30 protein-coding genes and 1 riboswitch are annotated in these 25,959 nt (G+C 45.6%); of the genes, 26 read left to right on the top strand and 4 right to left on the bottom strand.

Annotated elements, in window-relative coordinates:
- Window positions 1-77 precede the first annotated feature (77 nt).
- The 3 genes from spoIIAA to sigF are packed head-to-tail and all read left to right on the top strand — an operon-like array spanning window position 78 to window position 1,653.
- A complete protein-coding gene (gene spoIIAA, locus AB4111_RS14665) occupies window positions 78-431 on the top strand; it encodes an anti-sigma F factor antagonist (protein WP_017687636.1) in 354 nt (117 codons plus the stop codon).
- Window positions 428-883 carry an anti-sigma F factor gene (gene spoIIAB / locus AB4111_RS14660; protein WP_036672324.1) on the top strand — a complete coding sequence of 152 codons (456 nt, stop codon included), beginning with the start codon at window positions 428-430 and terminating at the stop codon, window positions 881-883. The genes spoIIAA and spoIIAB overlap by 4 nt, the downstream gene beginning before the upstream one ends.
- A 14-nt stretch (window positions 884-897) precedes the next feature.
- The gene (gene sigF, locus AB4111_RS14655; protein WP_036607856.1) at window positions 898-1,653 is read left to right on the top strand and encodes an RNA polymerase sporulation sigma factor SigF; all 756 of its coding nucleotides are present in this window, start codon (window positions 898-900) and stop codon (window positions 1,651-1,653) included.
- 86 nt (window positions 1,654-1,739) lie between these two features.
- Here the strand turns inward: sigF and AB4111_RS14650 are convergent, their stop codons facing one another.
- Window positions 1,740-2,666 carry a DMT family transporter gene (locus AB4111_RS14650; protein ID WP_442032170.1) on the bottom strand — a complete coding sequence of 309 codons (927 nt, stop codon included), beginning with the start codon at window positions 2,664-2,666 and terminating at the stop codon, window positions 1,740-1,742.
- A 108-nt stretch (window positions 2,667-2,774) separates the two neighbouring features.
- Between AB4111_RS14650 and AB4111_RS14645 the strand changes: the two genes are divergently transcribed.
- The 17 genes from AB4111_RS14645 to AB4111_RS14565 all read left to right on the top strand — a co-directional run bounded on the left by AB4111_RS14645 (window position 2,775) and on the right by AB4111_RS14565 (window position 19,376).
- Complete coding sequence (locus AB4111_RS14645) at window positions 2,775-3,683, top strand: AraC family transcriptional regulator (RefSeq protein WP_442032169.1); 909 nt, start codon at window positions 2,775-2,777, stop codon at window positions 3,681-3,683.
- Between the two features lie 573 nt (window positions 3,684-4,256).
- Complete coding sequence (locus tag AB4111_RS14640; RefSeq protein WP_442032168.1) at window positions 4,257-4,913, top strand: stage V sporulation protein AA; 657 nt, start codon at window positions 4,257-4,259, stop codon at window positions 4,911-4,913.
- Window positions 4,894-5,322 carry a stage V sporulation protein AB gene (locus AB4111_RS14635; RefSeq protein WP_442032167.1) on the top strand — a complete coding sequence of 143 codons (429 nt, stop codon included), beginning with the start codon at window positions 4,894-4,896 and terminating at the stop codon, window positions 5,320-5,322. Before AB4111_RS14640 ends, AB4111_RS14635 begins: the two co-directional genes overlap by 20 nt.
- Before the next feature lie 24 nt (window positions 5,323-5,346).
- Window positions 5,347-7,014, top strand: a complete 1,668-nt coding sequence (locus tag AB4111_RS14630; protein ID WP_442032166.1) for a spore germination protein — start codon at window positions 5,347-5,349, stop codon at window positions 7,012-7,014.
- Between the two features lie 103 nt (window positions 7,015-7,117).
- Window positions 7,118-8,449: a diaminopimelate decarboxylase gene (lysA, locus tag AB4111_RS14625; protein ID WP_017687645.1), complete on the top strand. Its 1,332-nt coding sequence runs from the start codon at window positions 7,118-7,120 to the stop codon at window positions 8,447-8,449.
- Between the two features lie 248 nt (window positions 8,450-8,697).
- Window positions 8,698-9,129: a peptidylprolyl isomerase gene (locus tag AB4111_RS14620; protein ID WP_253438709.1), complete on the top strand. Its 432-nt coding sequence runs from the start codon at window positions 8,698-8,700 to the stop codon at window positions 9,127-9,129.
- A gap of 182 nt (window positions 9,130-9,311) precedes the next feature.
- A complete protein-coding gene (locus AB4111_RS14615; RefSeq protein ID WP_442032770.1) occupies window positions 9,312-10,616 on the top strand; it encodes a hypothetical protein in 1,305 nt (434 codons plus the stop codon).
- Window positions 10,617-10,779: 163 nt separating this feature from the next.
- A riboswitch (FMN riboswitch) is annotated at window positions 10,780-10,946 on the top strand.
- A 322-nt stretch (window positions 10,947-11,268) separates the two neighbouring features.
- Window positions 11,269-12,372: a bifunctional diaminohydroxyphosphoribosylaminopyrimidine deaminase/5-amino-6-(5-phosphoribosylamino)uracil reductase RibD gene (ribD, locus tag AB4111_RS14610; protein WP_442032165.1), complete on the top strand. Its 1,104-nt coding sequence runs from the start codon at window positions 11,269-11,271 to the stop codon at window positions 12,370-12,372.
- A gap of 60 nt (window positions 12,373-12,432) precedes the next feature.
- Complete coding sequence (gene ribE, locus AB4111_RS14605) at window positions 12,433-13,101, top strand: riboflavin synthase (RefSeq protein ID WP_253438701.1); 669 nt, start codon at window positions 12,433-12,435, stop codon at window positions 13,099-13,101.
- 32 nt (window positions 13,102-13,133) lie between these two features.
- On the top strand, window positions 13,134-14,366 hold the full coding sequence (locus AB4111_RS14600; RefSeq protein ID WP_442032164.1) for a bifunctional 3,4-dihydroxy-2-butanone-4-phosphate synthase/GTP cyclohydrolase II: 1,233 nt from the start codon (window positions 13,134-13,136) through the stop codon (window positions 14,364-14,366).
- 102 nt (window positions 14,367-14,468) lie between these two features.
- The gene (ribH, locus tag AB4111_RS14595) at window positions 14,469-14,936 is read left to right on the top strand and encodes a 6,7-dimethyl-8-ribityllumazine synthase (RefSeq protein ID WP_442032163.1); all 468 of its coding nucleotides are present in this window, start codon (window positions 14,469-14,471) and stop codon (window positions 14,934-14,936) included.
- 104 nt (window positions 14,937-15,040) lie between these two features.
- Window positions 15,041-15,841 carry a segregation and condensation protein A gene (locus AB4111_RS14590; RefSeq protein WP_076328266.1) on the top strand — a complete coding sequence of 267 codons (801 nt, stop codon included), beginning with the start codon at window positions 15,041-15,043 and terminating at the stop codon, window positions 15,839-15,841.
- Window positions 15,810-16,466 carry an SMC-Scp complex subunit ScpB gene (gene scpB / locus AB4111_RS14585; RefSeq protein WP_442032162.1) on the top strand — a complete coding sequence of 219 codons (657 nt, stop codon included), beginning with the start codon at window positions 15,810-15,812 and terminating at the stop codon, window positions 16,464-16,466. The genes AB4111_RS14590 and scpB overlap by 32 nt, the downstream gene beginning before the upstream one ends.
- A gap of 185 nt (window positions 16,467-16,651) precedes the next feature.
- On the top strand, window positions 16,652-17,389 hold the full coding sequence (locus AB4111_RS14580) for a DUF2953 domain-containing protein (RefSeq protein WP_442032161.1): 738 nt from the start codon (window positions 16,652-16,654) through the stop codon (window positions 17,387-17,389).
- A 148-nt stretch (window positions 17,390-17,537) separates the two neighbouring features.
- Entirely contained in the window at window positions 17,538-18,020 is a 483-nt protein-coding gene (ytfJ, locus tag AB4111_RS14575; RefSeq protein WP_442032160.1) for a GerW family sporulation protein, read from the top strand.
- A gap of 160 nt (window positions 18,021-18,180) precedes the next feature.
- Window positions 18,181-18,606 (top strand): phage holin family protein, encoded by a 426-nt coding sequence (locus AB4111_RS14570; protein WP_442032159.1) that lies wholly within the window; start codon window positions 18,181-18,183, stop codon window positions 18,604-18,606.
- Window positions 18,603-19,376: a peptidoglycan recognition protein family protein gene (locus tag AB4111_RS14565; protein WP_442032158.1), complete on the top strand. Its 774-nt coding sequence runs from the start codon at window positions 18,603-18,605 to the stop codon at window positions 19,374-19,376. The genes AB4111_RS14570 and AB4111_RS14565 overlap by 4 nt, the downstream gene beginning before the upstream one ends.
- A gap of 395 nt (window positions 19,377-19,771) precedes the next feature.
- Here AB4111_RS14565 and AB4111_RS14560 read toward each other — a convergent pair whose 3' ends face one another.
- The 3 genes from AB4111_RS14560 to AB4111_RS14550 form a co-directional block, all read right to left on the bottom strand.
- Window positions 19,772-19,999 carry a hypothetical protein gene (locus AB4111_RS14560; RefSeq protein WP_339235357.1) on the bottom strand — a complete coding sequence of 76 codons (228 nt, stop codon included), beginning with the start codon at window positions 19,997-19,999 and terminating at the stop codon, window positions 19,772-19,774.
- A 174-nt stretch (window positions 20,000-20,173) separates the two neighbouring features.
- Complete coding sequence (locus tag AB4111_RS14555; RefSeq protein ID WP_442032157.1) at window positions 20,174-20,443, bottom strand: hypothetical protein; 270 nt, start codon at window positions 20,441-20,443, stop codon at window positions 20,174-20,176.
- A gap of 183 nt (window positions 20,444-20,626) precedes the next feature.
- Window positions 20,627-21,367 carry a GT-D fold domain-containing protein gene (locus AB4111_RS14550; protein WP_442032156.1) on the bottom strand — a complete coding sequence of 247 codons (741 nt, stop codon included), beginning with the start codon at window positions 21,365-21,367 and terminating at the stop codon, window positions 20,627-20,629.
- 188 nt (window positions 21,368-21,555) lie between these two features.
- Between AB4111_RS14550 and AB4111_RS14545 the strand changes: the two genes are divergently transcribed.
- From AB4111_RS14545 to AB4111_RS14520, 6 genes are all read left to right on the top strand, one after another.
- Entirely contained in the window at window positions 21,556-22,215 is a 660-nt protein-coding gene (locus AB4111_RS14545) for a glycosyltransferase family 2 protein (RefSeq protein ID WP_442032155.1), read from the top strand.
- Entirely contained in the window at window positions 22,193-23,284 is a 1,092-nt protein-coding gene (locus AB4111_RS14540; RefSeq protein WP_442032154.1) for a glycosyltransferase, read from the top strand. The genes AB4111_RS14545 and AB4111_RS14540 overlap by 23 nt, the downstream gene beginning before the upstream one ends.
- Window positions 23,268-23,906: a hypothetical protein gene (locus AB4111_RS14535; protein WP_442032153.1), complete on the top strand. Its 639-nt coding sequence runs from the start codon at window positions 23,268-23,270 to the stop codon at window positions 23,904-23,906. Before AB4111_RS14540 ends, AB4111_RS14535 begins: the two co-directional genes overlap by 17 nt.
- Window positions 23,907-24,159: 253 nt before the next feature.
- Window positions 24,160-24,981: a hypothetical protein gene (locus AB4111_RS14530; protein ID WP_442032152.1), complete on the top strand. Its 822-nt coding sequence runs from the start codon at window positions 24,160-24,162 to the stop codon at window positions 24,979-24,981.
- 128 nt (window positions 24,982-25,109) lie between these two features.
- Entirely contained in the window at window positions 25,110-25,589 is a 480-nt protein-coding gene (locus AB4111_RS14525) for a hypothetical protein (protein WP_442032151.1), read from the top strand.
- 20 nt (window positions 25,590-25,609) lie between these two features.
- Window positions 25,610-25,942, top strand: coding sequence for a hypothetical protein (locus AB4111_RS14520; RefSeq protein ID WP_240768054.1), 333 nt, complete (start codon window positions 25,610-25,612; stop codon window positions 25,940-25,942).
- The last annotated feature ends 17 nt before the right edge of the window (window positions 25,943-25,959 follow it).

Genomic DNA, 25,959 nt, shown 5'->3' with positions numbered 1-25,959 from the left:
TAGTTTTGTCGGGGGGCAGGAAAAGCCTTCGGAAGCGTAGAAATCCTTGTTCAAGACAGGGAGGAGAGTGAGCAAACGTGAACTTGCATGTGGAAATGGAACACCATCGCGGGATTCTGATTGTACGATTATCCGGGGAGCTGGATCACCATACAGCTGACATGGTACGGATGCAGATGGATGAAGCCATCCAGCGGAGACAAAGCGAGCATCTGGTACTCAGCCTGAAAGATCTGCAATTTATGGACAGTTCGGGTCTGGGTGTTATTTTGGGAAGATACAAGCTCATTAAGAATAAAGGCGGCAAGATGGTGGTCTGTGACGTCAATTCGCCGGTGTACCGTTTGCTGGAAATGTCGGGTTTGTTCAAGATTATGCCGATATACGAAAATGAGGGAACTGCTCTCTCAGGTCTGGAGGTCGTCTCATGAATGAAGGAACAGGGACAAATTTCATGAATCTGCAATTCGCGGCCAAGTCAGAGAATGAGTCGTTTGCACGGGTAACCGTTGCTGCGTTTATCTCCCAGCTTGATCCAACGATGGACGAGCTCAGTGACCTGAAGACGGTCATTTCGGAAGCCGTGACCAACAGCATCATCCACGGATACAACAACAACTCCGAAGGTGTTGTGTCCATCCAGGCCGAGATTCGGGAAGACATGATCACGATTATTGTGGAAGACCGCGGTGAAGGTATCGAAGATCTTGAACTGGCGAAGCAGCCGCTATATACGTCCAAACCCGAACTTGAGCGGTCGGGCATGGGCTTCACCATTATGGAAAACTTCATGGATGAATTCGAAGTCAGCAGTGAGCCCGGCAGAGGCACCTCCATCAAGATGAAAAAAAGGATTGAATCCAAGAAAGCATTGTATAATTAGGGGTTGGTGTTCTTATGGATGCTGAAGTGAAACCATCTTCACAGACCTATTTGGACGATGCCGAGGTCAAACGGCTGATTGCGCTCAGTCAGTCGGGTGACCATGTTTCACGGGATACGCTGGTGAACTGCAACATCAGACTCGTCTGGTCCGTCGTACAGCGTTTTATGAACAGGGGATATGATCCGGAAGATCTGTTCCAGATTGGTTGTATCGGTCTGCTCAAGTCAGTAGACAAATTCGATCTCAGTTATGACGTGAAGTTCTCAACCTACGCGGTACCGATGATCATCGGAGAAATCCAGCGATTCCTGCGGGATGACGGTACCCTGAAGGTCAGTCGTTCACTGAAAGAGATGGCGAATAAAGTCCGCAAAAAAAGGGACGAACTGTCCAAACATCTGGATCGTCTGCCAACGATTAAGGAAGTTGCCGCAGAGCTGGGAGTAACCCCGGAGGAAGTCGTATTTGCCCAGGAAGCCAACAAACCGCCGACCTCTATCCATGAGACGGTATTCGAGAATGATGGTGATCCCATTACGTTAATGGATCAGATTGCCGACGAGTCTCAGGAACGTTGGTTTGACAAACTGGCGCTGAACGAAGCCATCGGTGGTCTCAGCGAACGGGAGCGGTTAATCGTCTATCTAAGGTATTACCGGGATCAGACCCAGTCCGAGGTTGCCAGCAGGCTGGGTATATCCCAGGTGCAGGTATCACGTCTGGAGAAAAAAATACTGCAATCCATCCGCGACCAGATCGCGCAGTGATTCGGGGATTGCGACAACATAATTGGTGCTTATGCACCAATATACGACAACTAACAACCTTCTATCGCGCATTATGGCGAGGAAGGTTATTTGTTGTTCATACGGATAGATCCTGAACGACTGGACTGCATGACCAGCATCATACCAAGAATACATGCCGTACCCATCCATTGATAGATACCAAAAGGTTCATGGAGCCATATAACGGTTGTTCCAACAGCAGCAAGGGGTTCTGCGCTCCCGAGCAGACTCGTTTCTTTGGGGGTAAGACTTTTAAGACTCGCAATATAAAACCAAAAAGCAATCATGGTCCCAAAAATGATTGTAAATACCAAATACCCGTTAGTTTCGAGCGGGATGCTGGCAAAATCCATTTTCCAAGGCGGGTGAATAAAACTCATTCCCATACCACCGATGATCATAGCCCAGCCGACCACAACAAGTGAATCAAACTTTTTAATCAGTTGCACGGCATATAGCGTATAAAATGCAGCTGAAACCCCGGATAACAGACCCCACATGACTGCGAGCCAGGAGACAGATAACTGCGTAAGCGAGCCATTCGTAAGCAAGAGAAAGCAGCCGCCGAGAGCCAGGATGGCGCATGAAAGATCATTGCGTGTAAGGGTAGACTGCTTCCGAAGTGCGATGTATATCATGATCATGACAGGGGACAGATACTGCAGAAGGGTAGCTACCGCTGAATTACCGTGTTTAATCGATGTCATATACGTATACTGAACGGCAAGCATACCTGCCAATCCAAAAATAATCAGTTGTGCAGCTGTTTTTTTATTTCTCCACACATCAAAAATCTGAACTCGCCCACGTGTAAACGACTGAATAACCAGAAGGAGTAGCCCAGCGATCAACAATCGTATAGTGACATACCAATTGACCTCAATTCCATCCAGTTGAAAGAGTTTTTGAGATACCGTACCTCCAACTCCCCAGCATATGGCTCCCGTCAGAACGAGTACGATACCCGAAATTTTGGATTTTGCAATTGTCATCCTTTATCGCCTCACCTTAAATATAAGAATAGTGTTATATTAAGGAGAAATGCGGTACATTAATATCAATATCACACTTGAAAATATAACTATATTGAGATGAGGGCCATGCAAAATATCGAATTTATCATTGATCACCATTTGAAAGAAATGACGGAACACCGTACCGATACATTATCCGTAGCCTGTTATGAGACAACTATTGTTCAACATGTTCACGGACATATTCCTCTCCACTGGCATGATGAATTGCAGTTTGTTGCCGTTCTTCAGGGAACGGCGTTGTTCCATATCAACGATCAAAAGATAATTTTGTCCAAAGGTGACGGGATTTTTATCAACAGTGGAATAATGCATATGGCCGAAGATCACGGGGTGAGCGAGAACTGCATCTACTTATGTCTGAATTTGTCCCCGCATGCTGTTATGCCCTCGGATTTGTATATAAAGTACGTACATCCATATGTAACAGCAACTAATTTGCCTTTTCTGTATATCGAAAGAGCTAACACTTGGGGAGAACAGATCCTGGATGCTATTGCACGGATTAGAAAGGAGCTAGTGGACCAAGTTCCTTTTTATGAAGTGAAGGTTGCTTCTGCGGTGTTGAATATGTGGAAACTGCTGATTATGAACGGATATTCCCTGGAACATGATCCATCGGAGATGAGTAGAAACAAGCGAATGAAAGACATGTTGCAATGGATTCATCTCAACTATGCCAATCCGATTAGGTTAGAGGATATTGCAAAGGTCGGACAGTTAAGTCGATCGGAGACATGTCGTTATTTCAAGCAAATTCTTAGAAATACACCCATGCAATATGTGATCGAGTACCGCATCCAAAGAAGCATTGATCTATTGCAACTCTCCGAGCGCAGCATCACCGAAATTGCTTATGAGGTCGGTTTTAACAGCACAAGTTATTACATTAACCAGTTCCGCAAAACAATGAATTCAACCCCTTTACGATTCAGAAGGGCACTGAGTAAAAGAAAAAAAGGTAATAATTTTTGATATTGTTGACCTTATAAAAACCAACACCCAAGAGTCGCCCATACGGCGACTTTTTTGATATGCAAAAATAATGCTCCACATTCAGTTGCACCTCAAATCGGTCACAAGCAGAGCGTATAAAAGGCCGATCTCAAAATTTCTACACAGCTGTAACCTAAGACGGTTCCAGAAGACAACTTCAAGAGTCATTGAATTTTTGAACAATATAACCACAAAAGCTCATCTTTCAATTCCCTCCCTGCCACCTCCCCAACATATTTATTTCAAACTTTTGGAAACGAGAGGACGATGGGTAGCGGAGGGATGGAATCGGTCAAAAGGAGCGAAGCGTTCGCCTTTGTCTCCAAATTTCTAACACTTAGAAATCAATCAGAAGAATTTGGAGACAACAGCGATCAGAAGGTCGGTCTGCCGTCGGAGTGTCTGCGTGTATCCTCCCCCGAGCAACAGCGACCAATGACCGATCCATCCCGCAGCGCCCCCCACCCTCACGATCTTTTTCCAACCCGTTTGTAATAAATTTGCACATTCTTCAAATACTAACCTAAATTACGCAGTAAAGGAGTGTTATGGATGTCTCAGACACCCACTCCAATGGTCTACGTTAGACTGCGCAGCCGCATTCGCATCCAGAGGGGCAGAGCAGTCAAGCTTGGAGACATTGCACATGTACTGACCTCTTCTGAAGACCAGGAGAGCAGGCTACTGGAGCTTGAACTTTTGCGTCCTGGACCGGAGGATGGCAATCTGATCCTCATTGATATATTACAGATTATTCCCCAAATTCGGCACATCTTGCCGGAGGTAAGTGTGGAACTGATGGGATCAGGTCATACGTTGGTTGAAGTCATCGCGGGAAATGGTCAACCTTCCAAGTCCCTGTTCATTCTGGTTTGGCTACTGCTTTTCTTCGGATCAGCCTTAACCATTATGAATTTTCATGCCGATGTGAACATGCAGGAAGTACAGATTCGAATTGTGGAGATGCTCACTGGGCATCGAGACGAACATCCCTATCTGTTTCAAGTGGCGTATTCGATTGGGATTGGATTCGGAATGGCGGTATTTTTTAATCACTTGTTCAAGAAAAAGTGGAATGAGGAGCCTACCCCGCTGGAAGTGGAGATGTTCCTATACCAGCAAAATGTAGATAAATATGTGGTGATTGAAGAAAGCGAACGGATGCATGAGCAGGAACGCAGGGAGATGAATGCGGATGAGCGTTCTTAATGGAGCAATCAGCATTGTATGGGGTATTGCAGGGGGAATTGCCGTAGGAAGTGGCGTAATTGCGCTCATTCTGGTGCTCGACATGATTCCCAGGTTGGCTCAACTTACGCAATCGTATGACAAGACTCACTGGTACGAAGGGGCGCTAATCGGTGGTTCACTGCTCGGGACGGTGGCGGATTTCTGGCACTGGAAAATGCATGGGGTGCTACTGCTCAGCCCGATTGTTGGTTTGTTCTGTGGCGTGTTCATCGGTCTGCTGGCCGCAGCACTCACCGAGGTGCTTAATGTACTGCCCGTGCTAGCCAAACGGCTGGGCATGAAGCCTTATCTTTTTGGCTTACTGCTCGCCATGATTTTGGGCAAAATGACAGGTTCCCTGTTTGATTTTTTTATATATCAGCGGTAACTCGTGGCCATAGGAGGATGGAAGATGGATGAACAAACGGAGCACACAGGCCAGGAAAATAGTGAAGGTATAACGGAAGAGATGTTACACAAGTCTGCTTATGAGATTCAGAAGGAAGAAGAGGAGAAGGCGTACAATAAGAAAAAACAAAATGAGATGTCTGATAGCATCGAGGAATCCGTGCAGTATTGGCAGGAAAATGATGATATTTCCCCGCGGATGAGTGAAAACAAAAATACGCTCAAGCAAGTTCTCGGACTTGGGGAATCCTTTGACGTGGATATGAGAGAGATGGTGCTCGGTGGCAAACAAGTGGGATTGCTTCTTTTAACGGGTTTTGCCAAGGATGAGATCCTACTGGAAGTATTAAAAAGGTTAACATATCTTACGCCTGATCAGGTATCCGAGCACGCTCTAAAATCTTATTTCGACTCTTACATTCCCCATATACAGGTGGAAAAAGTCGAGAAGATGAGTGCGGTCATCAACAAGGTTTTAACTGGTATGAGTGCACTGTTCGTTGAAGGGGATCGCTCTGTCTTAGTAATGGATACCCGGAGTTACCCGGTTCGTTCACCGGAAGAACCTTCACTGGAAAGGGTAGTCCGCGGTTCCAGAGATGGCTTTACCGAAACGCTCCTGACCAACGTAACGTTGGTGCGCCGCAGAATTCGCGACCCTGGACTGAAGTTTGAGATCATGCAGGTGGGTCGGAGAACACAAACCGATGTCTGCGTGGTGTACATTGATGATATTGTGGATAAAGTGCAGGTGGACTCAGTCCGTGAGAAAATTCAGCGGGTGGATATCGATGGTATTCCCGCCGCAGATAAACAGCTGGAGGAAGCGATTATTAACAAGGGATGGAACCCATTCCCGCTCGTTCGTTATTCGGAACGGCCGGATGTTACAGCATCCCATCTGCTGGAGGGCAGAGTCGTCATTTTTGTAGATACTTCCCCCAGTGTAATGATTTTGCCAACGACGTTCTTCGACCTGTGTGAACATGCAGAGGAAAATAGACAGACGGCATTGATGGGAACGTATTTACGTTGGGTGCGTTTTGCAGGGATTCTCATATCGCTGTTTTTGCTGCCACTATGGCTTCTCATGGTTATAGAACCTTCGCTCAAACCGATGGGACTTGACTTCATTGGTCCACAGGAAAATGTAAAGTTGCCCCTGATTCTGCAGTTTCTTCTCATAGAACTTGGTGTCGATCTATTGCGGATGGCTGCGGTTCATACGCCTACACCTCTGGCATCGGCCATGGGTTTAATCGCGGCCATTCTCGTTGGAGATATCGCCGTGAAAACGGGATACTTTGTCAATGAGGTTGTACTCTATATGGCCATCGCAGCTATTGGAATGTTTGCCACACCAAGTTACGAGCTGGGGCTCGCCAACAGGTTGGTCAGACTGTTTTTGCTCATAGCAGTAGCGATATTCAAAGTTCCGGGATTGGTCGTTGGCTGTACATTGCTCATATTGGCGCTCACGGTTCACCGGTCGTATAATTCATCGTATCTCTGGCCTTTTATACCGTTTAATGCAAAGGCCTTGGGCAACTTTTTATTCCGGCTTCCTTTACTGGAAAATAAAAAACGTCCATCATTCAACAAAACACGTGACAACACCAAAATGTCCGATGATCCGGACGGTGAACTGCGAAAAAGTAAAAAACACAAATGATCTTCCGAAAAATCCATTCATCTCGCTGCCTAATTTGATATACTGGTGTAAAATCATTGGAATAGCAACTGTTCCAGTATATAAAAAGTGAGGAATGCAGATTATGTATTTACATGGTACAAGTAAAATAAATGCGCAAGGGCATCTGGAGATTGGCGGAGTTGATGCAACAGATCTGAAAGAACAATTTGGAACCCCCCTTTATGTTGTGGACGAGCAATTGGTTCGCGAGCGTTGCAGAGAGTACATGGAAGCATTCCGTGCTTCCGGATTGGGTTTCCAAGTTGCATATGCAAGTAAAGCATTCTGTGTAATGGCGATGTGTGCCCTTGCAGCTGAAGAAGGGCTTTCCCTGGATGTTGTATCTGATGGTGAACTGTTCACTGCACTGCAAGCAGGATTCCCGGCTGAGCGCATTCATTTCCACGGTAACAACAAGACGCTGGAAGAAATCGAAATGGCTCTTGATGCAGAGATTGGATGCTTTGTTGTCGATAACTTCAATGAATTGCATCTGTTGCAGGCTGTAGCAGCAGACAAAAATCGTAAAGTAAACATTCTGCTTCGTGTGACGCCTGGTGTTGAAGCCCATACGCATGAATATATCTCCACAGGCCAAACGGATTCCAAATTTGGATTCGATATCGGTAATGGTACAGCATTTGAAGCGATTGACTTGGCTTCCAAGCAGTCTAACCTGGTATTGCTCGGTGTGCATTCCCACATCGGTTCCCAGATCTTTGAAGTTGAAGGCTTCCAGATGGCTGTTCAACGTGTTGCTGAATTTGCAGCAAGCGTATATGAACGTCTTAACGTTGCTTTCAAAGTGGTTAACCTTGGTGGTGGATTCGGAATCCGTTATATCGACGGAGATACGCCGCTTGAAGTTGCGCAATACGTGAAGGCTATTACAGACGCAGTTAAAAATCATTTTGCCCAAATCGGCTATGCCGTACCTGAGATCTGGGTTGAACCAGGCCGTAGCATCGTGGGTGAAGCGGGAACAACGCTGTATACCGTTGGAACAAGCAAAGACATTCCGGGCGTGCGTAAATACGTTGCCGTTGATGGTGGTATGACTGATAACCCACGTCCTGCTTTGTATGAATCCAAGTACGAAGCTGTGCTAGCCAACCGTGCGAATGAGGCTGCTCAGGAAACAGTATCTGTTGCGGGTAAATGCTGTGAGAGTGGCGATATGTTGATCTGGGATCTGGATCTGCCAAAAGTGGAAAGTGGTGATCTGCTCGCTGTAGCTTGCACAGGCGCGTATAACTACTCCATGGCTAGCAACTACAACCGGATTCGTCGTCCGGCTGTTGTGTTTGTCAAAGACGGTCAAGGAGATGTCGTAGTACGCCGTGAGACGTATCAAGATATCATCCAGAATGACCTGGTACCAGCGCGCATTGGCAAACAGCCAGTAACTCGCTAATTCGTCAAATGATAATGCGTTTCTGCATTATTCAGGATATAGGGATTCTATAGTTGAAGCAGATGAAAAGGGAACTTCCTTTTTCGTCTGCTTTTTACGTATTCGGACTAAATTGTGAAAAAAGTTGCCGTTTTTTTTGCGATCCAGTCATTTTCGGTGTACACTAAGAAAAGTGCTGTAATGCTTGACCCAGGGTCATGCGTTTTGGCACCATTAACGATGGTCAATACGAAAGGAGTCATTTACATATGGCGAAACAAGCGAAAATTAAATTGGCAAACGGCGGAGAAGTTCTGATCGATCTGTTCGATCAAGAAGCTCCAAACACAGTAGCAAACTTTGAGAAACTGGCTAACTCTGGTTTCTACAATGGTCTTACATTCCACCGCGTTATCCCGGGCTTCGTAGCTCAAGGCGGATGCCCTAACGGTACCGGTGCAGGTGGCCCAGGTTACACAATCAACTGTGAAATTAACCCGAACAAACATGAGCGCGGAACACTTGCTATGGCACATGCTGGCCGTAACACAGGTGGAAGCCAGTTCTACATCTGCTACCAACCGCAACCACATTTGGATGGACAACATACTGTATTTGGTAAAGTAACTAAAGGTATGGAGTTCGTGGACGCTTTGGAAGGTAAAGACAAAATGGAAACTGTTGAAGTTGTAGAAGCTTAATAAGCTTTGTAACTTTGACTTACTTGATTTAAACTCGGAGTGCTTCTTTTATAGAAGCACTTTTTTTATTTTCATCATGAAATACTGCAAAATGAGCATAATGGATCTGGCGAAAGTTCTGGCCTGGGTTTATTCTGGCGTTAGACGAAGCGACAAGGGAGGATGAAGAACCTTTGGATACAGTGGATCAATTACGTTTGTTAAAACAGGTCTATAGCGGACCCACACGGTGGGACGAAAAACTACAGGCATCCCGACATGATGTTTCTCAGAGTATATCCGCACAGGAGCGAGAAGGGCTTGAGGCAGCAGGGCATGAACCGAACCGATTTGTACGTCCGCAACATGATGAAACAATCACTGAGCTGAAACAACTTGCAAATCAATGGACGATTAATGAAGCAGCACAGGCCTTTGTTTCTTCTTTGTGGTCAGCACCCATGATCTGGCGCTCGCTGCTTACGGGCAAGCTTATTGCAAGCGGTATGCCAAGCCATGAACACACGCCATATCCATCTTCGAGTACTTGTAAGATCTGTGGATTAAGCGTAGACCAAGCAACCGACACGACGTTGCAATGGTATTGGCGCATGACCAATGGAACACCTTTGGATGGTGATCCTTTTGGACAAGTACTGGCACTTCGAGAGCTAGCTGCCGCGCAGGAGCTTCCAATACCAAATGAGTACGACCGCTGGACACTCCGTGCGGTGTTAACGGTGCTGCGCGAATTACCTCCGAAAACACGCTACAGCAAAGCAGCAATAGCACACAAGAAGGAACGTCTTTTGCCTACACAGAAGGAATATGCATACCGTGACTTGCTTGAGACATTAGCTCTGATTGGCATACTGGATACGTCGGAACATCCCGGAATGATAACAGAATACACTACTTACATACAGCGTGACGAGCGCCCCAATGTGCGGGTTGAGGTACAGGCGCCTCTGGCGTGGTGGGACTCATCTGTCGGAATCAATGAGAACAACCTGAACAAGATATTCCATGATTTTGATCTGACGAATATATCTCTTGCGGATAAGCCTGAAGAGAATCCAACTGTAAAGGACACAATCTTAGGGGCATTGGAGAAAAAGAGGAGTGTTCGTGGCAAAGTTCCCAAGGCATCTCCTGATGCAGGTACCGGGGAGGTACAGTCTGGAGATGTGTATGCTGTTCGGGTCCGGGAAGGCGTATGGGTGACAGTATATTGTCATGAAGTCAGAGACAAACGTGTCATCGTTGAATATCTGGATGGTGTCTTTCCCGAGATGCCGGGAAAATCAGATTTGCATGGGACGTTTCGACCACGAACGAATGGACGCTGGCAATGCTCAGCTATCGCGATTGATTCCACAAGTTGGGTCAGAAGGGTGGCAAGAGAGTTCCCGATTCCTGCTTCGCCCCTGCAAGAACCTGACCGCATTCCCTTTCATAATGCCAAAGAATTGAAGCATATGGCGAGCTGGTGTTTTCCAGAATTGTAGAATGATGCGGTGGATATGAGATGGATCTTACCAAAAACCGTTCTCTTTGTGAGTAGCGGTTTTTGGTATTCCTTAGCTTATTAAAAGTTAGTATGTGACAAAAAGGAACAAAAAACAATTGATTTTTTGGCATTAAAGTGCTAACATCCAATTAATAACGAAAGCAATCCTTCAGGGCAGGGTGCAATTCCCTACCGGCGGTGATGCAGGAAGTGTAAGGACACATGTCCAGCACTTGATGCAAAGTCCGTGACCTGTCTGCCTGTGGCAGATGGCTGATCTGGTGTAATTCCAGAACCGACAGTATAGTCTGGATGGGAGAAGGAGAGGTGCAGACCTAACAGGTTTGCATTCAGCAGGAGTATTGCTGTACAGTCATGATTTGTAATGTCTTGCACTGTGCAGGGAAGATCCGGTTACGCCGGACAGTTCCATACATATGCCACACTATAAAAGCTCTTTACCTGTAATTGATGTTCATTAAGGTATGTGTCTATTTTCACTTGCCCGAAATGAAGTTTTGGGCAAAGTGTTGGCGTGCTGTATCCATTTGACTCCTGTTGTTGACATTTGTCTCTCATCATCCCCATCGAACGGTTGTTCGACGGGGATTTTTTAATAAACAAGACTTTAAACCGCGGGGTGAACGGATTTGGAAATGATCAATGATGAATTTTATATGGCACTAGCACTAGATATGGCGGAACGAGCACAAGGACAGACGGGAATTAATCCGGTTGTTGGATGTGTAGTTGTGAAAGAGGGTCGTATTGTAGGTCTGGGGAGCCATCTGAAACGTGGAACTGGTCATGCGGAGGTGCATGCGCTGAACATGGCAGGCAGCGATGCAGAAGGCAGTACGGTATACGTTACACTTGAGCCCTGCAGTCATTATGGGAAGACGCCACCTTGCAGTGAACGCCTGATTCATGAAAAGGTAAAACGTGTTGTGGTATGTTGTGAAGATCCAAATCCGCAAGTATCCGGCAGAGGCATAAGCATGCTTCGTCAACAAGGCATTGAAGTTGAAGTTGGCGTACTGCGTGAGCGTGGAAGACGCATGAATGAAAAATTCATTAAATTTATTACAACCGGCCTTCCTTTCGTGACACTGAAGACGGCTACTACCTTGGATGGGAAAATTGCTACTCGCAGCGGAGACAGCAAGTGGATCTCCAACGAGTCCGCTCGTGAGATTGTGCATGCCCTTCGTCATCGTCACCAAGGCATTATGGTTGGCGTCGACACGGTGATCGCGGATAATCCGGAGCTTACAACCCGCTTGCAAGTGGAAGGCATCAGCCCGGTACGTATCGTGGTGGATTCCAAGTTGCGTCTCCCAGTAGGTGCAAAAATGGTTAAGGATGGACTAGCTCCAACATGGGTATTGACAACAGACGAAGCGAGTCCTGAAGCTGCTGAACGTTTGGAAGCCTATGGTGTTGAAATTATCCGCTGTGGTCCTGGACCACGTGTGGATCTGTTAAGCGGACTTAGCAAGTTGGGTGAGCGTGAGATTGGTTCGATTTTGCTTGAAGGTGGGGGCACCTTGAATGGAGCCATGCTGGAGGCACGGTTGGTCGATCGACTGCTCATGTTTATCGCTCCTAAGATTGTAGGCGGTTATGATACACCTGGCAGCTTCCGCTTCGAGGGTGTGGAACGTATGAATCAGGCAATTCAATTGAATCAGTTGGAGATCGAACAAGTTGGAGATAATATCAGCATTGGCGGTATTCCGGTGTGGCCTGAATAAATAAATGGATTTTAAAATAGTAAGTTGGTTCTATATATATTAAACAAGGGAGGCGGCAGCATGTTTACCGGTTTGGTGGAAGAAGTTGGTCAGATCCGGCGTATTAGTCGGAAAGGCGAAGCGATGGTCCTGAATATCGGAGCTTCCGCCATCATGGACGATCTGAAGATTGGTGATAGTGTAGCAGTGAACGGAGTATGTTTAACTGCGACAACGCTGGAAGGTGGAGGTTTTACCGCCGATGTAATGCCTGAAACGTATCGCCATACCAATCTCAGTCAGCTGCAATCTGGCAGTAAAGTTAATCTGGAGCGGGCCATGCAATCAGGCGGTCGTTTTGGTGGACATATCGTTCAGGGCCACGTCGATGGTACTGGAGTGATTGGCAGTATAACACGTGATCAGAATGCGATTGTGTTTGAGATCAAGCCGGATGATCACCAGTTGTTCAAATATCTGATCCCCAAAGGATCGGTTACACTGGATGGCATTAGCTTGACCGTTGTCCATACATCGGATACCTCATTCACGGTTTCCATTATCCCGCATACCATTGGTGAAACTGTACTAAATGTGAAAAAGACAGGGGATACCATTAATATCGAATGCGATATTTTGGGTAAATATGTGGATCATCTGCTCCAGTATGGGAGAGGACATCGGGAGACTGGTGCTGGCAAACCGCGCAGTATCAGTGAAGATTTCCTCTCCAATCACGGATTTGCATAGAAAGAGAACAGAAATAAACTGGAGGTGGACCAATGTCAGAACAATCCATTCTGAACACAATAGAAGAAGCCATATATGATCTCATGCGTGGCAAACCTGTCATTGTTGTGGATGATGAAGATCGGGAGAATGAAGGCGATTTTATCGCTTTGGCCGAAAAGGCGACACCTGAAGTCATTAATTTCATGATTACTGAAGGTAGAGGGCTGGTGTGTGTTCCGATTACACAACAACGTGCGGACGAACTTAACCTGAAACCGATGGTTCAACAAAATACGGATTTCCATGGAACAGCTTTCACCGTCTCTGTGGACCACAAAGATACGACCACAGGTATCTCGGCACATGAACGCTCTATAACCGTGAAAGGTCTGATCGATCCTGAGGCGAGAGCCGGGGACTTCCGTAAGCCTGGTCACATGTTCCCGCTCATTGCAAAAGACGGCGGCGTACTTCGTCGTGCCGGGCACACAGAAGCGGCAGTAGATTTGGCCATTATGTGTGGTTCGTATCCCGCAGGCGTTATCTGTGAAGTGATTAAGGAAGATGGCACAATGGCCAGACTTCCGGATCTGCAGGAGATTGCCCGCAAACATGATCTGAAGCTGATCAGTATTCAAGACATGATTCGTTACCGTAACGAAAAAGAGCAGCTGGTTCAACGTGAAGTGGCTGTACGTATGCCAACGGACTTTGGCGAGTTTCAAGCAGTGGCCTATACAAACGCTGTAGACAACAAGGAGCATGTGGCTCTGGTTAAAGGTGAGATTGATGGTTCCAAACCCGTACTTGTACGTGTACACTCTGAATGTCTGACAGGCGATGTATTCCATTCCCATCGTTGTGACTGTGGTCCTCAGTTTGATGCGGCACTCAAACAGATTCACGAGGAAGGAAACGGCGTACTGCTCTATATGAGACAGGAAGGTCGGGGCATTGGTCTAATCAACAAACTCAAAGCCTACAAGCTGCAAGAGGAAGGTCTGGATACCGTGGATGCAAACCTGAAGCTGGGATTTGCTGCCGACTTGCGTGATTACGGGATTGGCGCCCAAATTCTGAAAGACCTTGGGGTTCGTCAGATCAGACTGTTAACGAACAATCCTCGTAAAATTAAAGGTCTTGAAGGATATGGACTTGAAGTCGTAGAGCGTGTTGCGATCCAGATGGAAGAGAACGAGGACAATACGGTGTATCTTCATACGAAGCAAGCCAAGCTGGGACATATGCTCAAGTTTGATGATATCGAGCAGAACGAACAGTAAATATATTTTAGATGAACAACGTTCACCATGTAATTTATGGAAGAGATTGATTAGGGATTTCCGTTACTTACATTACATTATATCGTTAGGGAGATGACTTGAATGCCACAATTTTTTGAAGGACATTTAGTATCAGAAGGATCCAGATATGGAGTTGTCGTTGGACGTTTCAACGAATTTATCACCAGTAAATTGCTTAGCGCAGCGCTCGATGCATTCAAACGTCACGGTGTGCAGGATGATGAAGTGGATGTAGCCTGGGTTCCAGGAGCGTTCGAAATCCCTTTGGTTGCGCAGAAAATGGCGGAGAGCGGCAAATATGATGCGGTGATTACCCTGGGAACAGTTATTCGTGGATCAACTACGCATTACGATTATGTGTGCAACGAGATGGCTAAAGGGGTAGCAGCAATTAACCTGAAAACTGGCGTGCCTACGATCTTCGGATTGGTTACGACAGAAAATATTGAACAAGCGATTGAACGTGCCGGAACCAAGGCGGGTAACAAAGGTTGGGATGCAGCTACGGCGGCAATTGAGATGGCGAACTTGACGAAACAGCTAAAATAGTGCTTATTTAATAGTAGTGCCCTGCTATGCGCAGACGAAGACGGGAGACCGAATTCGGACGGCTTGGCAGGGTTTTGTATTTTTCTGGCGGGAGGATTCGTCTAGTGACGGTAGTTACATACAAACTGGAGACTTTTGAAGGGCCTTTGGATCTGCTGCTTCATCTGATTGATAAGGCTGAAATTCATATCCAGGATATTCCCATCAGCGATATTACCGATCAATACATGGCGTATTTGCATTCGATGCAGGAACTGGAACTGGATATTACGAGTGAATTTCTGGTCATGGCAGCTACACTGCTGTCGATCAAGAGCAAACTTTTACTGCCCAAACCACCGGTAATTGAAGACTTCGAGGATTATGATTTTATGGAAGAAGAAGATTATGATCCACGTGCAGAGCTCATTGCACGTCTGATAGAATATCGCAAGTACAAGGGAATTGCGCGACATCTTCATGAACGGGAGTGGGAACGCAGCCTTATATTTTCCAAAGAGCCCGAGGATCTGCGCCCCTATATGCCCGTAGAAGCCCAATCGAACCCGGTTGAAGGATTACACACCTCTGACCTGATTGCAGCATTTCAGAAGGCTCTACGCAAGGCTGAGAAGCGTACAACCGTAACCCGGATCAAACGGGATGAGATTTCGGTTAAGGACCGGATAAGGGATGTCATCGGCGCTTTGGAAAGTATGGGGCCGGGAGGAAGACTGTTATTCTCCAAATTGATGGATGAGCATATCTATCGTCATGAGATTGTTGTCACTTTTCTGGCGGTGCTGGAACTGATGAAGATGAAGCAGATTGTCTGTTATCAGGAACGGATGTTTGAGGATATCGTTATGGAATGGAGAGGGGAAACAAAGAATCATGGATTTTCCGAAATTGAAATCGATTATTGAAGGCCTGCTGTTTTTGTCCGGAGAAGAGGGTCTAAGTATCAAACAAATTGCCGAGATCGTGGACCAGCGAGTGGAACTTGTAACGGACGCGATTGAGGAGATGATTCGTGAATTTTCACAGCAGAGTCGAGGCGTACAGATTCTAAAGATCGCTGGCGTAGTTCAGCTGGGCACCTTGCCTGAGCATGCTGTGTATTTTGAGAAACTGGCGTATTCTCCAGCACGAACCTCCTTATCCCAGGCGGCTCTGGAGACGTTGGCCATCGTGGCGTACAGGCAGCCGATTACCCGGGTTGAGATTGAGGAGATTCGCGGTGTAAAATCGGAGCGTGCTATTCATACACTTGTGAATAAGGATCTGATCATTGAAGTGGGACGAGCGGAGGCAATTGGACGCCCCATTTTGTACGGAACGACCAAGTCATTTCTGGATTATTTCGGACTGGCTTCAATCAAAGACCTTCCGGAACCAGGCTTGTTCGAAGATTCGGAAAACCTGGAGGAAGAGACACAACTGTTATTCAACAAACTGGATTTGCAACAACTGGAACCAGAAAGTGCTGATCCGGCGGATGATCTAAGTCATATCGACAATGAAGACGATCATTCGGACTCTTCACTTTAATTTGCAAGTTCATATTAACCGACACCGATAGTGGGGTCGGTTTTTCTGCATTTATTTTTAGAAAAAGGCGAATAGATAAGTTCCAAACAAATATGAAATGGGATTTTTAGGTCAGACGTGAATTTTTTCCTATCCAGAGTGCCATACTAGACGAGAAAAGAATTGAGGGCTTGGAGGTAAGGCCTGTGTGGATTTGGCTTGGAGGAATCGGTTTATTGTTCGCATTGCTGATTGCCGCAGTCCTCATCTCAAATGTTCATGTACATTTTACATTCAGTAAGCATAAAAGTGATGATTACGCCAATATTAATGTTCGTATTCTCTATGGAATTGTGCGGATTAACTATGAGATCCCGAGTATTGTTTTTCGCAATATGAAGGAAGGTTTTCTGGTCAAGACTGAACAGTCCATGAATCATTCCAGAGGGGAAGCCCTAGGTAGTGAGCGGGTGAACAAACGTAAAGTCAAAAAGTGGGCCAAAGATGTAAAGGTTATGCTAAGAGCGACCGATGCACTCAAGCTGTGGCTCAAGCAAACACTCATGCATGTGCATATGACACAACTGTCCTGGTCTACCCACATCGGCGTTGGCGATGCAGCATACACCGCGGTGCTGACGGGCTGGGTGTGGAGTATCAAGTCCATTATTGTTGGTTTTCTCACCTATCAGATTCGTTTCGATGATACACCCGTGCTTCAGGTGATGCCGGTGTGGTCAGACGAAATGGAGTTCAGAACAGAGCTCGATTGCAGGGTAAAGATTCGGATTACAGCTCTTTTGATCGCTGGAGTTACACTGCTAACCCGTGTGCTCCAAGTCGAAGGCGGATGGCGGATGTGGCTCAAGCTTCTTCGAGAACAACGCCGTAAGCGTAAGGAGAAGCGAAAGCAAAAGAAAAAAATTAGTGGGACAGCACTGTAGAGGTCCATCTTAGTCGGTTTGATTTTGGGAGTATGAGGCTGGAGTTCACTGATTGTACTTAAATTGCTTATTTACATAAGTCCCTTCAAGTTTGGGGATGATATGGTTAGATCAAACCTAGCTTACATTGAAACTGGAGGGAATTAAAATGTCAGATCATCCAATTCAAGGCTTAATGGAAACCGCTATGGAGAATATCAAGGCCATGGTGGATGTCAATACAATTGTTGGCGATGCAGTCGAAACACCGGATGGTACCGTGATTCTGCCAATCAGTAAAGTGGGATTCGGATTTGCTGCCGGTGGTAGTGATTTTCACGTCAATGGAGAAAGTAATGGCAAAAGTGGTACCACGGGTACTTCTACTGAACATGCCAGTTCAGCAAAAGTGGCTTCTCCATTTGGTGGCGGTAGCGGCGGCGGTGTATCCATACGTCCTATTGCGTTCCTGGTGGTAGGTAAACAGGGGGTACACATTGTGCCACTCGATAACTCCACACATCTGTTTGAGAAACTCATTGACTCTACGCCTTATGTTCTTGATCGAATTCAAGGCATGTTCCAACGTAATACAACACCAACGAATACAACAGATGTACCGGTTACACCAGATCCTTCAACCTATAGCTGAATTAGTTGGTCATGATCCCTCTCGCTCCAAGCGTGAGGGATTTTTGCTGTTTGTTTGGTAAATGGTGAGTGGTTTTTTGAAGGTTTTTGTATTGCATGAGACTTATGTCTATGATCCGCCTAACCTAGACATGAAATAGGTTATTGAAGGGGGAACGTTAATGCACAGAGATACCGTTTTTATGGTTTTGTTTGGCTGGCTGCTATCGGCAGTCGTGTATTTGGTAGGAGGGATTGATCACCTGTTTATTGCAGTGACCATCTTTGTGGGGCTGGATTACATCACAGGGGTGCTGTCAGCATGGTATAGGAAGGAGTTATCCAGCAGGGTTGGATGGTGGGGGCTTGCTCGTAAGTCATTGACATTTGTTTTTGTCATTATTGCACATCAACTGGATATGGTTGCAGGCAACTCCAATGATTTTATGAGAGATGCGATGTTAATGTTCATTATCGGTACAGAAGGAATCAGTATATTGGAGAACCTGGGGAAACTGGGCCTGCCTGTACCAAAGTTTATCACCTCAGCTCTCTTTAAGCTTCGAGGCAATGAAGATCAAGTTGAAGACGAGGGGAAGATGTCATGATACAGATCACGAAAGACTACATCCCGGTTAATAAATACAGCCGAGCCGGACTGAAATTAAAAGCGAAACGTGGAATTGTGATGCATTATACAGCTTCTCCCGGAGCGCCCGCCAAGAATATTAGCAAATACTTTGCGAGTTTGGCACAGCAAGATCCCAATAAAGCAGTGAAGGTTCGTTATGCAAGTGCACATTACTCGGTAGATCGAACTTCGATATATAACAGTCTGCCGGATGATGAACTGGCCTACCATTGCGGGAGCGCAACATACACGAAGGAAGCTCTAGCCAAACTCGGGACATATCCGAACAATAGTACAGTGGGCATTGAGATGTGCATTGAAAAGGATGGCAGTATCCATGAAGATACATTCAATAACGTTGTGGATCTCGCGGTATACCTCATCAGGGAACGGGGCTTCCCTCCCGTCTTCTTCACACATAAGGAAGTGGTTGGATGGAAGGAATGCCCACTGCCATGGATTAAACAACCTGGTGAATATGAAAGATTTAAACAAGCAGTACATACAAAATTAAACCCGCTACAACAAATAGCAGTCACGGAGGATGATGACATGAATACCGTTTTGGACTACGCACAATGGGCCTGGAATGAACTTGATCAGTACATTGGAGATGCCTATAACGACAAAGTAATCGATGATTGGGCTTGGGTAGAGAAGGTGCGCAAGAAGAAGTTAACGTATGGAGAGTTGCTATTACTAAAGGTCTTGATTGATGAGCGTAGACGCAAAAAAAAGCCTAATTAAGGCTCTTGATTAGGGGCTATGCCTGCCTGCTTGTTAACCAAGCGCTAAAGTGAACCGGATCCTTCAAAAAATAAAAATGTTGTATAATCACGATATGATCAGGATATTCGAGTTCATATTCGGTCTGAATCGAGGATGCATTGATGACTCCGATAACAGCGAATTGATTCGTTTCAATTACATGTTTGGGTGTGGGGAGGTTCATATAACCATCCTTTCGTCTAATGGAGCATAGTCAACAGGGGCGATGGAGAGGTCCATGGTCCCTAGATGACTTATACGAGGCAGGATAGAGAAGATTATGTTGATTCGATTCAAAATTGGTTCAGAATTTCATAAATATATATAAAAGCAGAACCCCACGTCGAATGTGATGTGGGGTTCTGCTTATGTAATTATTCTTTTGAGAACTTGTCTAGGGCCTCATCTGTAAGATGGAGTTCTGCGAAAGCCCTGCATATCTTTTGGAAAGATCTAATCGTATTTGTCTCGTACAACATCTCAATGGGATCAAAGCCCAACATAACAAGCGAATCCACAAGTTCTGTCTGATCTACTTCAGTATGGTGTAGCGCTTCAAGCAAGGTTTCAATAACTGCTAAAAATAAAATGGCCTTATTCACTGTCTCGATCGGTGTCCCCTCCTTCGTAATACTACTAGAATAAGCGGAGGAGGACGGAAAATAACGAGAAAGTCCAATTTCTCAGTGGTTAATCTATTTAATCTAAAAGTGTGGAGAGAATAATTGGTTGATGTAATTAAAATCTGATGATAAGCTCTCCCCTTATATGTAAGATTAAGCTTTTTCGTTTACTTCGTGGAGAATGGAATCGATTAATTCATCATCAATCAGAGTGCTAGCTTTTTCGAGTGCCAACAGAATACCTTGCGGTTGTTCAAAAAAGACCGCAGAGAGAATAGGTGCAACCTCATCTAGATTAATCTTCTCAGCTTTGACCATACTGATCAAGGCAACAACGATCTCATGTCCCTCCACGTTACCTTCCATAAATCTTGTTCTTAAATGCGTTGCTACTATTTCGGTCTTTGACTGCGAGTACGCCATTACATTTCCCTCCAACGGTTCGAATATCTTAGCAGAGCTCCTCTTCATGCAAGTTTAAACCAGGTTAGATAAGGAGTTATCTTAACAATAATAAGGCAGATAGTTTAATTTATCAACAGCCACTAAGTCAATAAAATTGGATTTGAATCACCGTTTTATCCAGTAAAAAAGACCCGGAGAGGGTCATTTTTTGGGTCTGCCTTCCCAATAATCAGGGAATCCGTTGTAATCCCAAGCGTTGAGATTTTCGTTGTCGGCTTGAATGGCAACATCTGCTCCGGAACCCAAGTCAACTCCTACGGTTTGCAGTTCTTTGGCCTTAATCGCCAGTACCTTGCCGGGTGCACCTGCACATACCAGAGCAAGCTTCCACGGTGTCTGTTGGTAGATATGTTCCATTTGTTTGGAAGCTGTGCTCACATGAGACCATGAGGGGCAGTCCACCGTTCCCACAATGCTTGTCCACCCATATCTCCGCTCCAGAACTTCTCGATATTGCTCGGCCTTGGCTCCGCAGATTAGAATAGGCATGTTCTTGAATGTTTCATAGAATAACTTGAATCGGGCGATGTAATTATTCTCAAAAGCATAGAAAGTTTCCCTGGGTTCAACCTTGTAATAGGCAAGGCACATATCAAATAACGGTTTGAAATACCAGTGATCTGTCTGAATCAGATGCCCGACGTAATCCGCTTGTCGCAGGCAGTGTACGATAATTTCTCTCGCACTCGCATTAGGTAAGGTTATCCCGCAATAGGTAGGATCGTTCAACCAGCCGTAATGAGACTTGATAAAATCCATAGTCAGAACGGTATCGTGGGCCAGAATGGTGTTGGAAGCATCCCCAAATCGTACAGAAGCATGGGCTTCTCCATCAGAGGCCATTTGGAACCAGTTGCGGATCAAATCTACACTCCCCAGCATGCATGTCACCTTCTTCCCATGTGTGAATAATGGTTTCTTTGGTATACATATTCATCAACTCCTTCTGTACTAGAATAGGAAAAATGCTTCGTTCTCTCTCTTCTTTTGAGGAATCATGATTTTTTTTCAACGTGCGAAGGTTATTGAGGAACAGTCTAGACTAGATAAAAAGGGAGAGGGGATGGACTGTGAAAAACGTATTTATAGGTAGTCCTGTGCGAAACCGGGCTTGGATTATGGAAAGGCACTTGCAATCACTTGAGCAACAAGATGTGCAGAAGCAGTATATGTACATCCTGAATGATATTGAAGATCAGACGATGCATATCCTTGATCGTCACCACATTCCTTATCTGACTCACAATCTGGGGAGAACATATGGACATATACGTGGACAATATTCCTATCACAACCTGGCGTTGTTGAGAAATATGCTTCTGGATGAGTTTCTTAAATCAGACTGTGATTATCTGTTCTCGATTGATACGGATATCATCATTCCCGAGGGTAGCCTACAGCAGTTAATGGATAATGACAAGGATGTATGTTCCATGCTTATACGGAATCATCCAAAGTTGAAGGCTCATAATGCCATGATTGGCGGAAAACATATACCTGAATTCAAAGCGGCTTTGTTCCCGGTAGATCTCACAGGTGCCGTATATTTGATTAAGCGTGAAGTGATCGAAGCAGGCGTTCGATATGGTTCTCATCCAACAGGTGAAGATGCACCATTCTGTGAGCACGCACGAAGATTGGGGTTTGAACTGTTTGTAGATACTCGGTTGCGCCCCATTCATGCCTATGCGGAAGGAGTGGAGTTGATTGCTCAATTGGCTGCTTCGTAGAAAGCAACGAGAAAATCCGGGTTTTGAAAGTATGGAAATGACCATCGTCTACCCGCCTGCACTTGACTGGAACCTCTTGTTCCAACGTCCTCAGCAATTGATGACCGCCTTCTCCAATATTCCAGGTGTACGGGCTATCTTTATCAATGAAGAAACGTACAAAAAGCAGAGCCGCCCGATTGAAAAGTTAAATGAGGATCTGTTCCTTGTGCAAAAAGGCGTGAACTACGATCACTTGGTCAAAGGGAAGAGGGTACTCTGGTTCTCGAATCCAGGCCAGTACAATTATTCGGATGGGCGGAAGTTTGATTTTACCGTATTTGATTACCTCGATAATTCAGCTGATGAGTTTGCTGTGTGGAAATCCTACATCCCGAAATGTTTTGACCGTGCAGATCTGATCGCTACAACTGCCAAGGTGATGTATGAAGCCCATAAACATGATGGCAAACCAATCTTTATGTGCCCCAATGGGGCAGATGTTCATCATTTTGAGAAAGCGCGAGCGGATCTGCCGAAACCGGCGGACTTCCCCGAAGTTCATGATGGGCAGAAGGTGGTGGGTTTCCATGGGGCAATGGCATCGTGGGTAGATTATTCGCTGATTACCGCTATTGCAGATAAAGGTTATCGTGTCGTTTTGATTGGAAACAATGCCCTTTATCAAAAAAATATTGTGCATCCCAATGTGACTTGTCTTCCGCACAAAGATTATAAAGTGCTTCCAGCCTACATTGCTCAATTCGACGTCTGTATCGTGCCATTCAAGCTGACAGAGATGATCCGTGGCTGCGATCCAATCAAGTATTACGAATATTTATCTGCGGGCAAGCCTGTGTTAACGACGCGTATGGAGGAAATTGTTCATAAATACAGCGATGTAACTTACTTTATGAATCAGCATAATTGCGGAGTGATGTTGGAGAAAGCCATTCGTGAGAATAGTGCTTCCAGAATTGCTGCGCGAGTAAAAGTGGCTAAGTCTAATAGCTGGGATGGCAGGGCAGTGGATGCCGTGAGGATGATTAATCAGGTGATGGGAGGCAGAAATCATGAAAAAGATATTTAAACGATTGTTTGGTAGTCAATCAACGACTCCGCCAATGGAGCTTCCAAAAATAGAGATTGATGCGATGGAGTTCAATGTTACGACATACACCCCAAACACGAATACAACGATTGTATATCTGCCTGCGATCGATTTCCATAGTGAACGATTCGGGCGTCGACCACAGCGGCTGTTAAAAGCACTCGCGGAAGTAGGCTACAATGTAATATATATCAACTCCAGTGATGAGTTCTATCAGGTAGATGCCTTGGAGTATCCTCATCCGGAGCTTCCAAACTTTGTCGTAGCCCGTGTGGGCCAGAATGTCCGTACGCTGTTTCAGGGGGATCGCGTAATCTATTGGGTGAACGATAGTCGGCTGGCAAGTTCGGTCGAGACAGCATATCCTGATCTGGTCGTATTCGATTCGTTGACCGATCCGAATCAATATGAGAAGCACAAGCACAAGATGGAAGCTGTTGCTGACGTTGTCTTTATTACTCCCGAGAGAATCTATGAGCATGGCAAATATTGCTCGCATGTTCATCTGGTTACTGCCGATGAATTTGAGATCAAAGAACGTGCAGAACAGGTAGCGCAAATTATAGATGCTTTGCCAAACAGAACGGCCCCTCTGATGTAGGGGTCTTTTCTTTGATCATATATGGGACTATTCCTTTTGCAAGTGGTACAGGGCAATTCGGGCTTCAATATATTTCGTTGACATTATCGTTAGGGATTGAAGATAGCGTTCTACACTATAAAAAGCAGAGACGGCCAATAGCCAGACAGGTTAACGAAGGATCTCCCGATCAATAAGTCATTTAACTTGATCCCGGCTTAAGCAAGTCTCCGTAGCTAAAATTACATAATTATCCTAAGGAGTGGACTATTCAATGGCTAAAAAAATGATTATCAAAGGTGTAGGTACGTTTATGGCTAAACGCCTTCCAAAAGATCCAATGGGCGAAATTGAGGTAGTTACCCTGGGTACCCTGCAAGATCTGAAAATTGACCTTAACGTGGAGCTTGAGGACATCTTTGGTGGTGACGGTCTGTTCGCCATTGATGTACTGGTGAAGTCGAAATCGATCGAAGTATCGGCAACAGATGCCAAATTCGATCTGGATGCGATCCAGCTGATGATGGGTTCAACGGTACAAGAGCAAGTGAAGTCTTATGTATGGGTGCTGAATGAGCAGTCTACAGTGGCTGCGGGCGTATCCAATTCTGGATTTGCTGAAGCCAAACCGAAGCATGCAAGTGAAATCTATGGAAGCAACGGTGGCATCACGGTTCGTCTCAAGGATTCCAACACGTTGTTGAAACAACTCACTTTAAAGGGAACGGCCGTGGAACCGAATGAGTTCTTCTACGACGAAGTGAATGGTGTAGTCATCCTGAATGCGGTCCATATCGGTAAAGAGATTGTGTTGAACTACAAGCGAGATCAGATTGTAGACATGGTTGATCTGTTGGTTGATGAAGTCCCATTCCCGATCTCTGTCATTCATCATGGTACGTTCCAGCAAAAAGATGGTTCGTATGCAGGTGTTGAAACTGAACTGTACATGTGCCGTGCAAAAGGAACATTCAGCATCAATGCCCAGCGTGCTGCCGCTTCTGCATCTGCCATCTCCTTGCAGATTCTTGATCCGGAACGTGCTGATGGAAAAATTGGCAGTATCAAACGCTTCAGTGCACCAAGCAAGATCTAATATCTAAATAAGGTTGATTGCTCCTGGCAAGGTATCAAATGGCATCTGTGTCCTCCCCTTCACAACGCCTTGCCTTGCCAGGTTTTTTATTATATGGGGGAGAATGTCCTGGGGAGGTCTTTAAATTCATGGAAACAGAACAAGAAAAAGCTGAGCGTGAACTTGCGGAAAAGCTAAATGAGGAAGCGGCGAAACGAATCAAAGATGATCCGGAAAACAAACGGATGACTCCGGAGGAAGTGGAAGCTGCTGAGCGTGCATTCTTTGAAGATGATGAGATTATTACGCTGCGGGATCGACGGAAATATCGTATTCCGCCATGTAACCTGAAGGATGCCCGCCGTCTGATGAAGTTGCTGAAAACGGTGAATATTGATGCTATTATTCTTAATTTCATTCCGACTGAGAATGATGAACTGGACGAAAAGCGGCAGCAGGATTTATTTGATGTATTGGCAATGGCATTCAAAAACTATCCACATATCGTGACCAAAGATGAGCATGGTGAGTATATCATCAATCGAGAATATCTGGATGAGTACCTTGATCTGAACACAGCTCGTAAAGTCATTGATATGCTCATTGGACTCAACGGTCTAAAAAAGTAGAACGCACCGAGGGGGAGTCTTTGGAGGGAACCGAAATCCGTGATACGGAAACACAGGAACCCGTTCACTGGGGAGAGATTTTCTTCACCCTCCATAAACACTGTGGGCTGAACAAGTGGGAGATTTGGGAGTACACACTCCCTCAGGTTGCGGAGCTGTGCAAGTCAGCCGAGAAATATATTCAATTTGAGATTGAACTTATGACAGCACCTCTTCGTATGTTCGGTGGCGGTGGGGGCGAGGAAGTCGAAGAAGATGGGACCGTCAGACGTAAAAGAACCTTCAATGACGAGGATTACACGGAGATATCAGAAGATGATATAGGTATGCTTGCACAAGCGCTCGGAGGATAAGAGAGAGACATCCCGTT

Origin of the sequence: Paenibacillus sp. 2KB_22 (assembly GCF_052115745.1) — a bacterium.
In the GTDB taxonomy this organism is placed as follows: domain Bacteria; phylum Bacillota; class Bacilli; order Paenibacillales; family Paenibacillaceae; genus Paenibacillus.
This window is presented reverse-complemented; position numbering and strand designations above follow the sequence as displayed.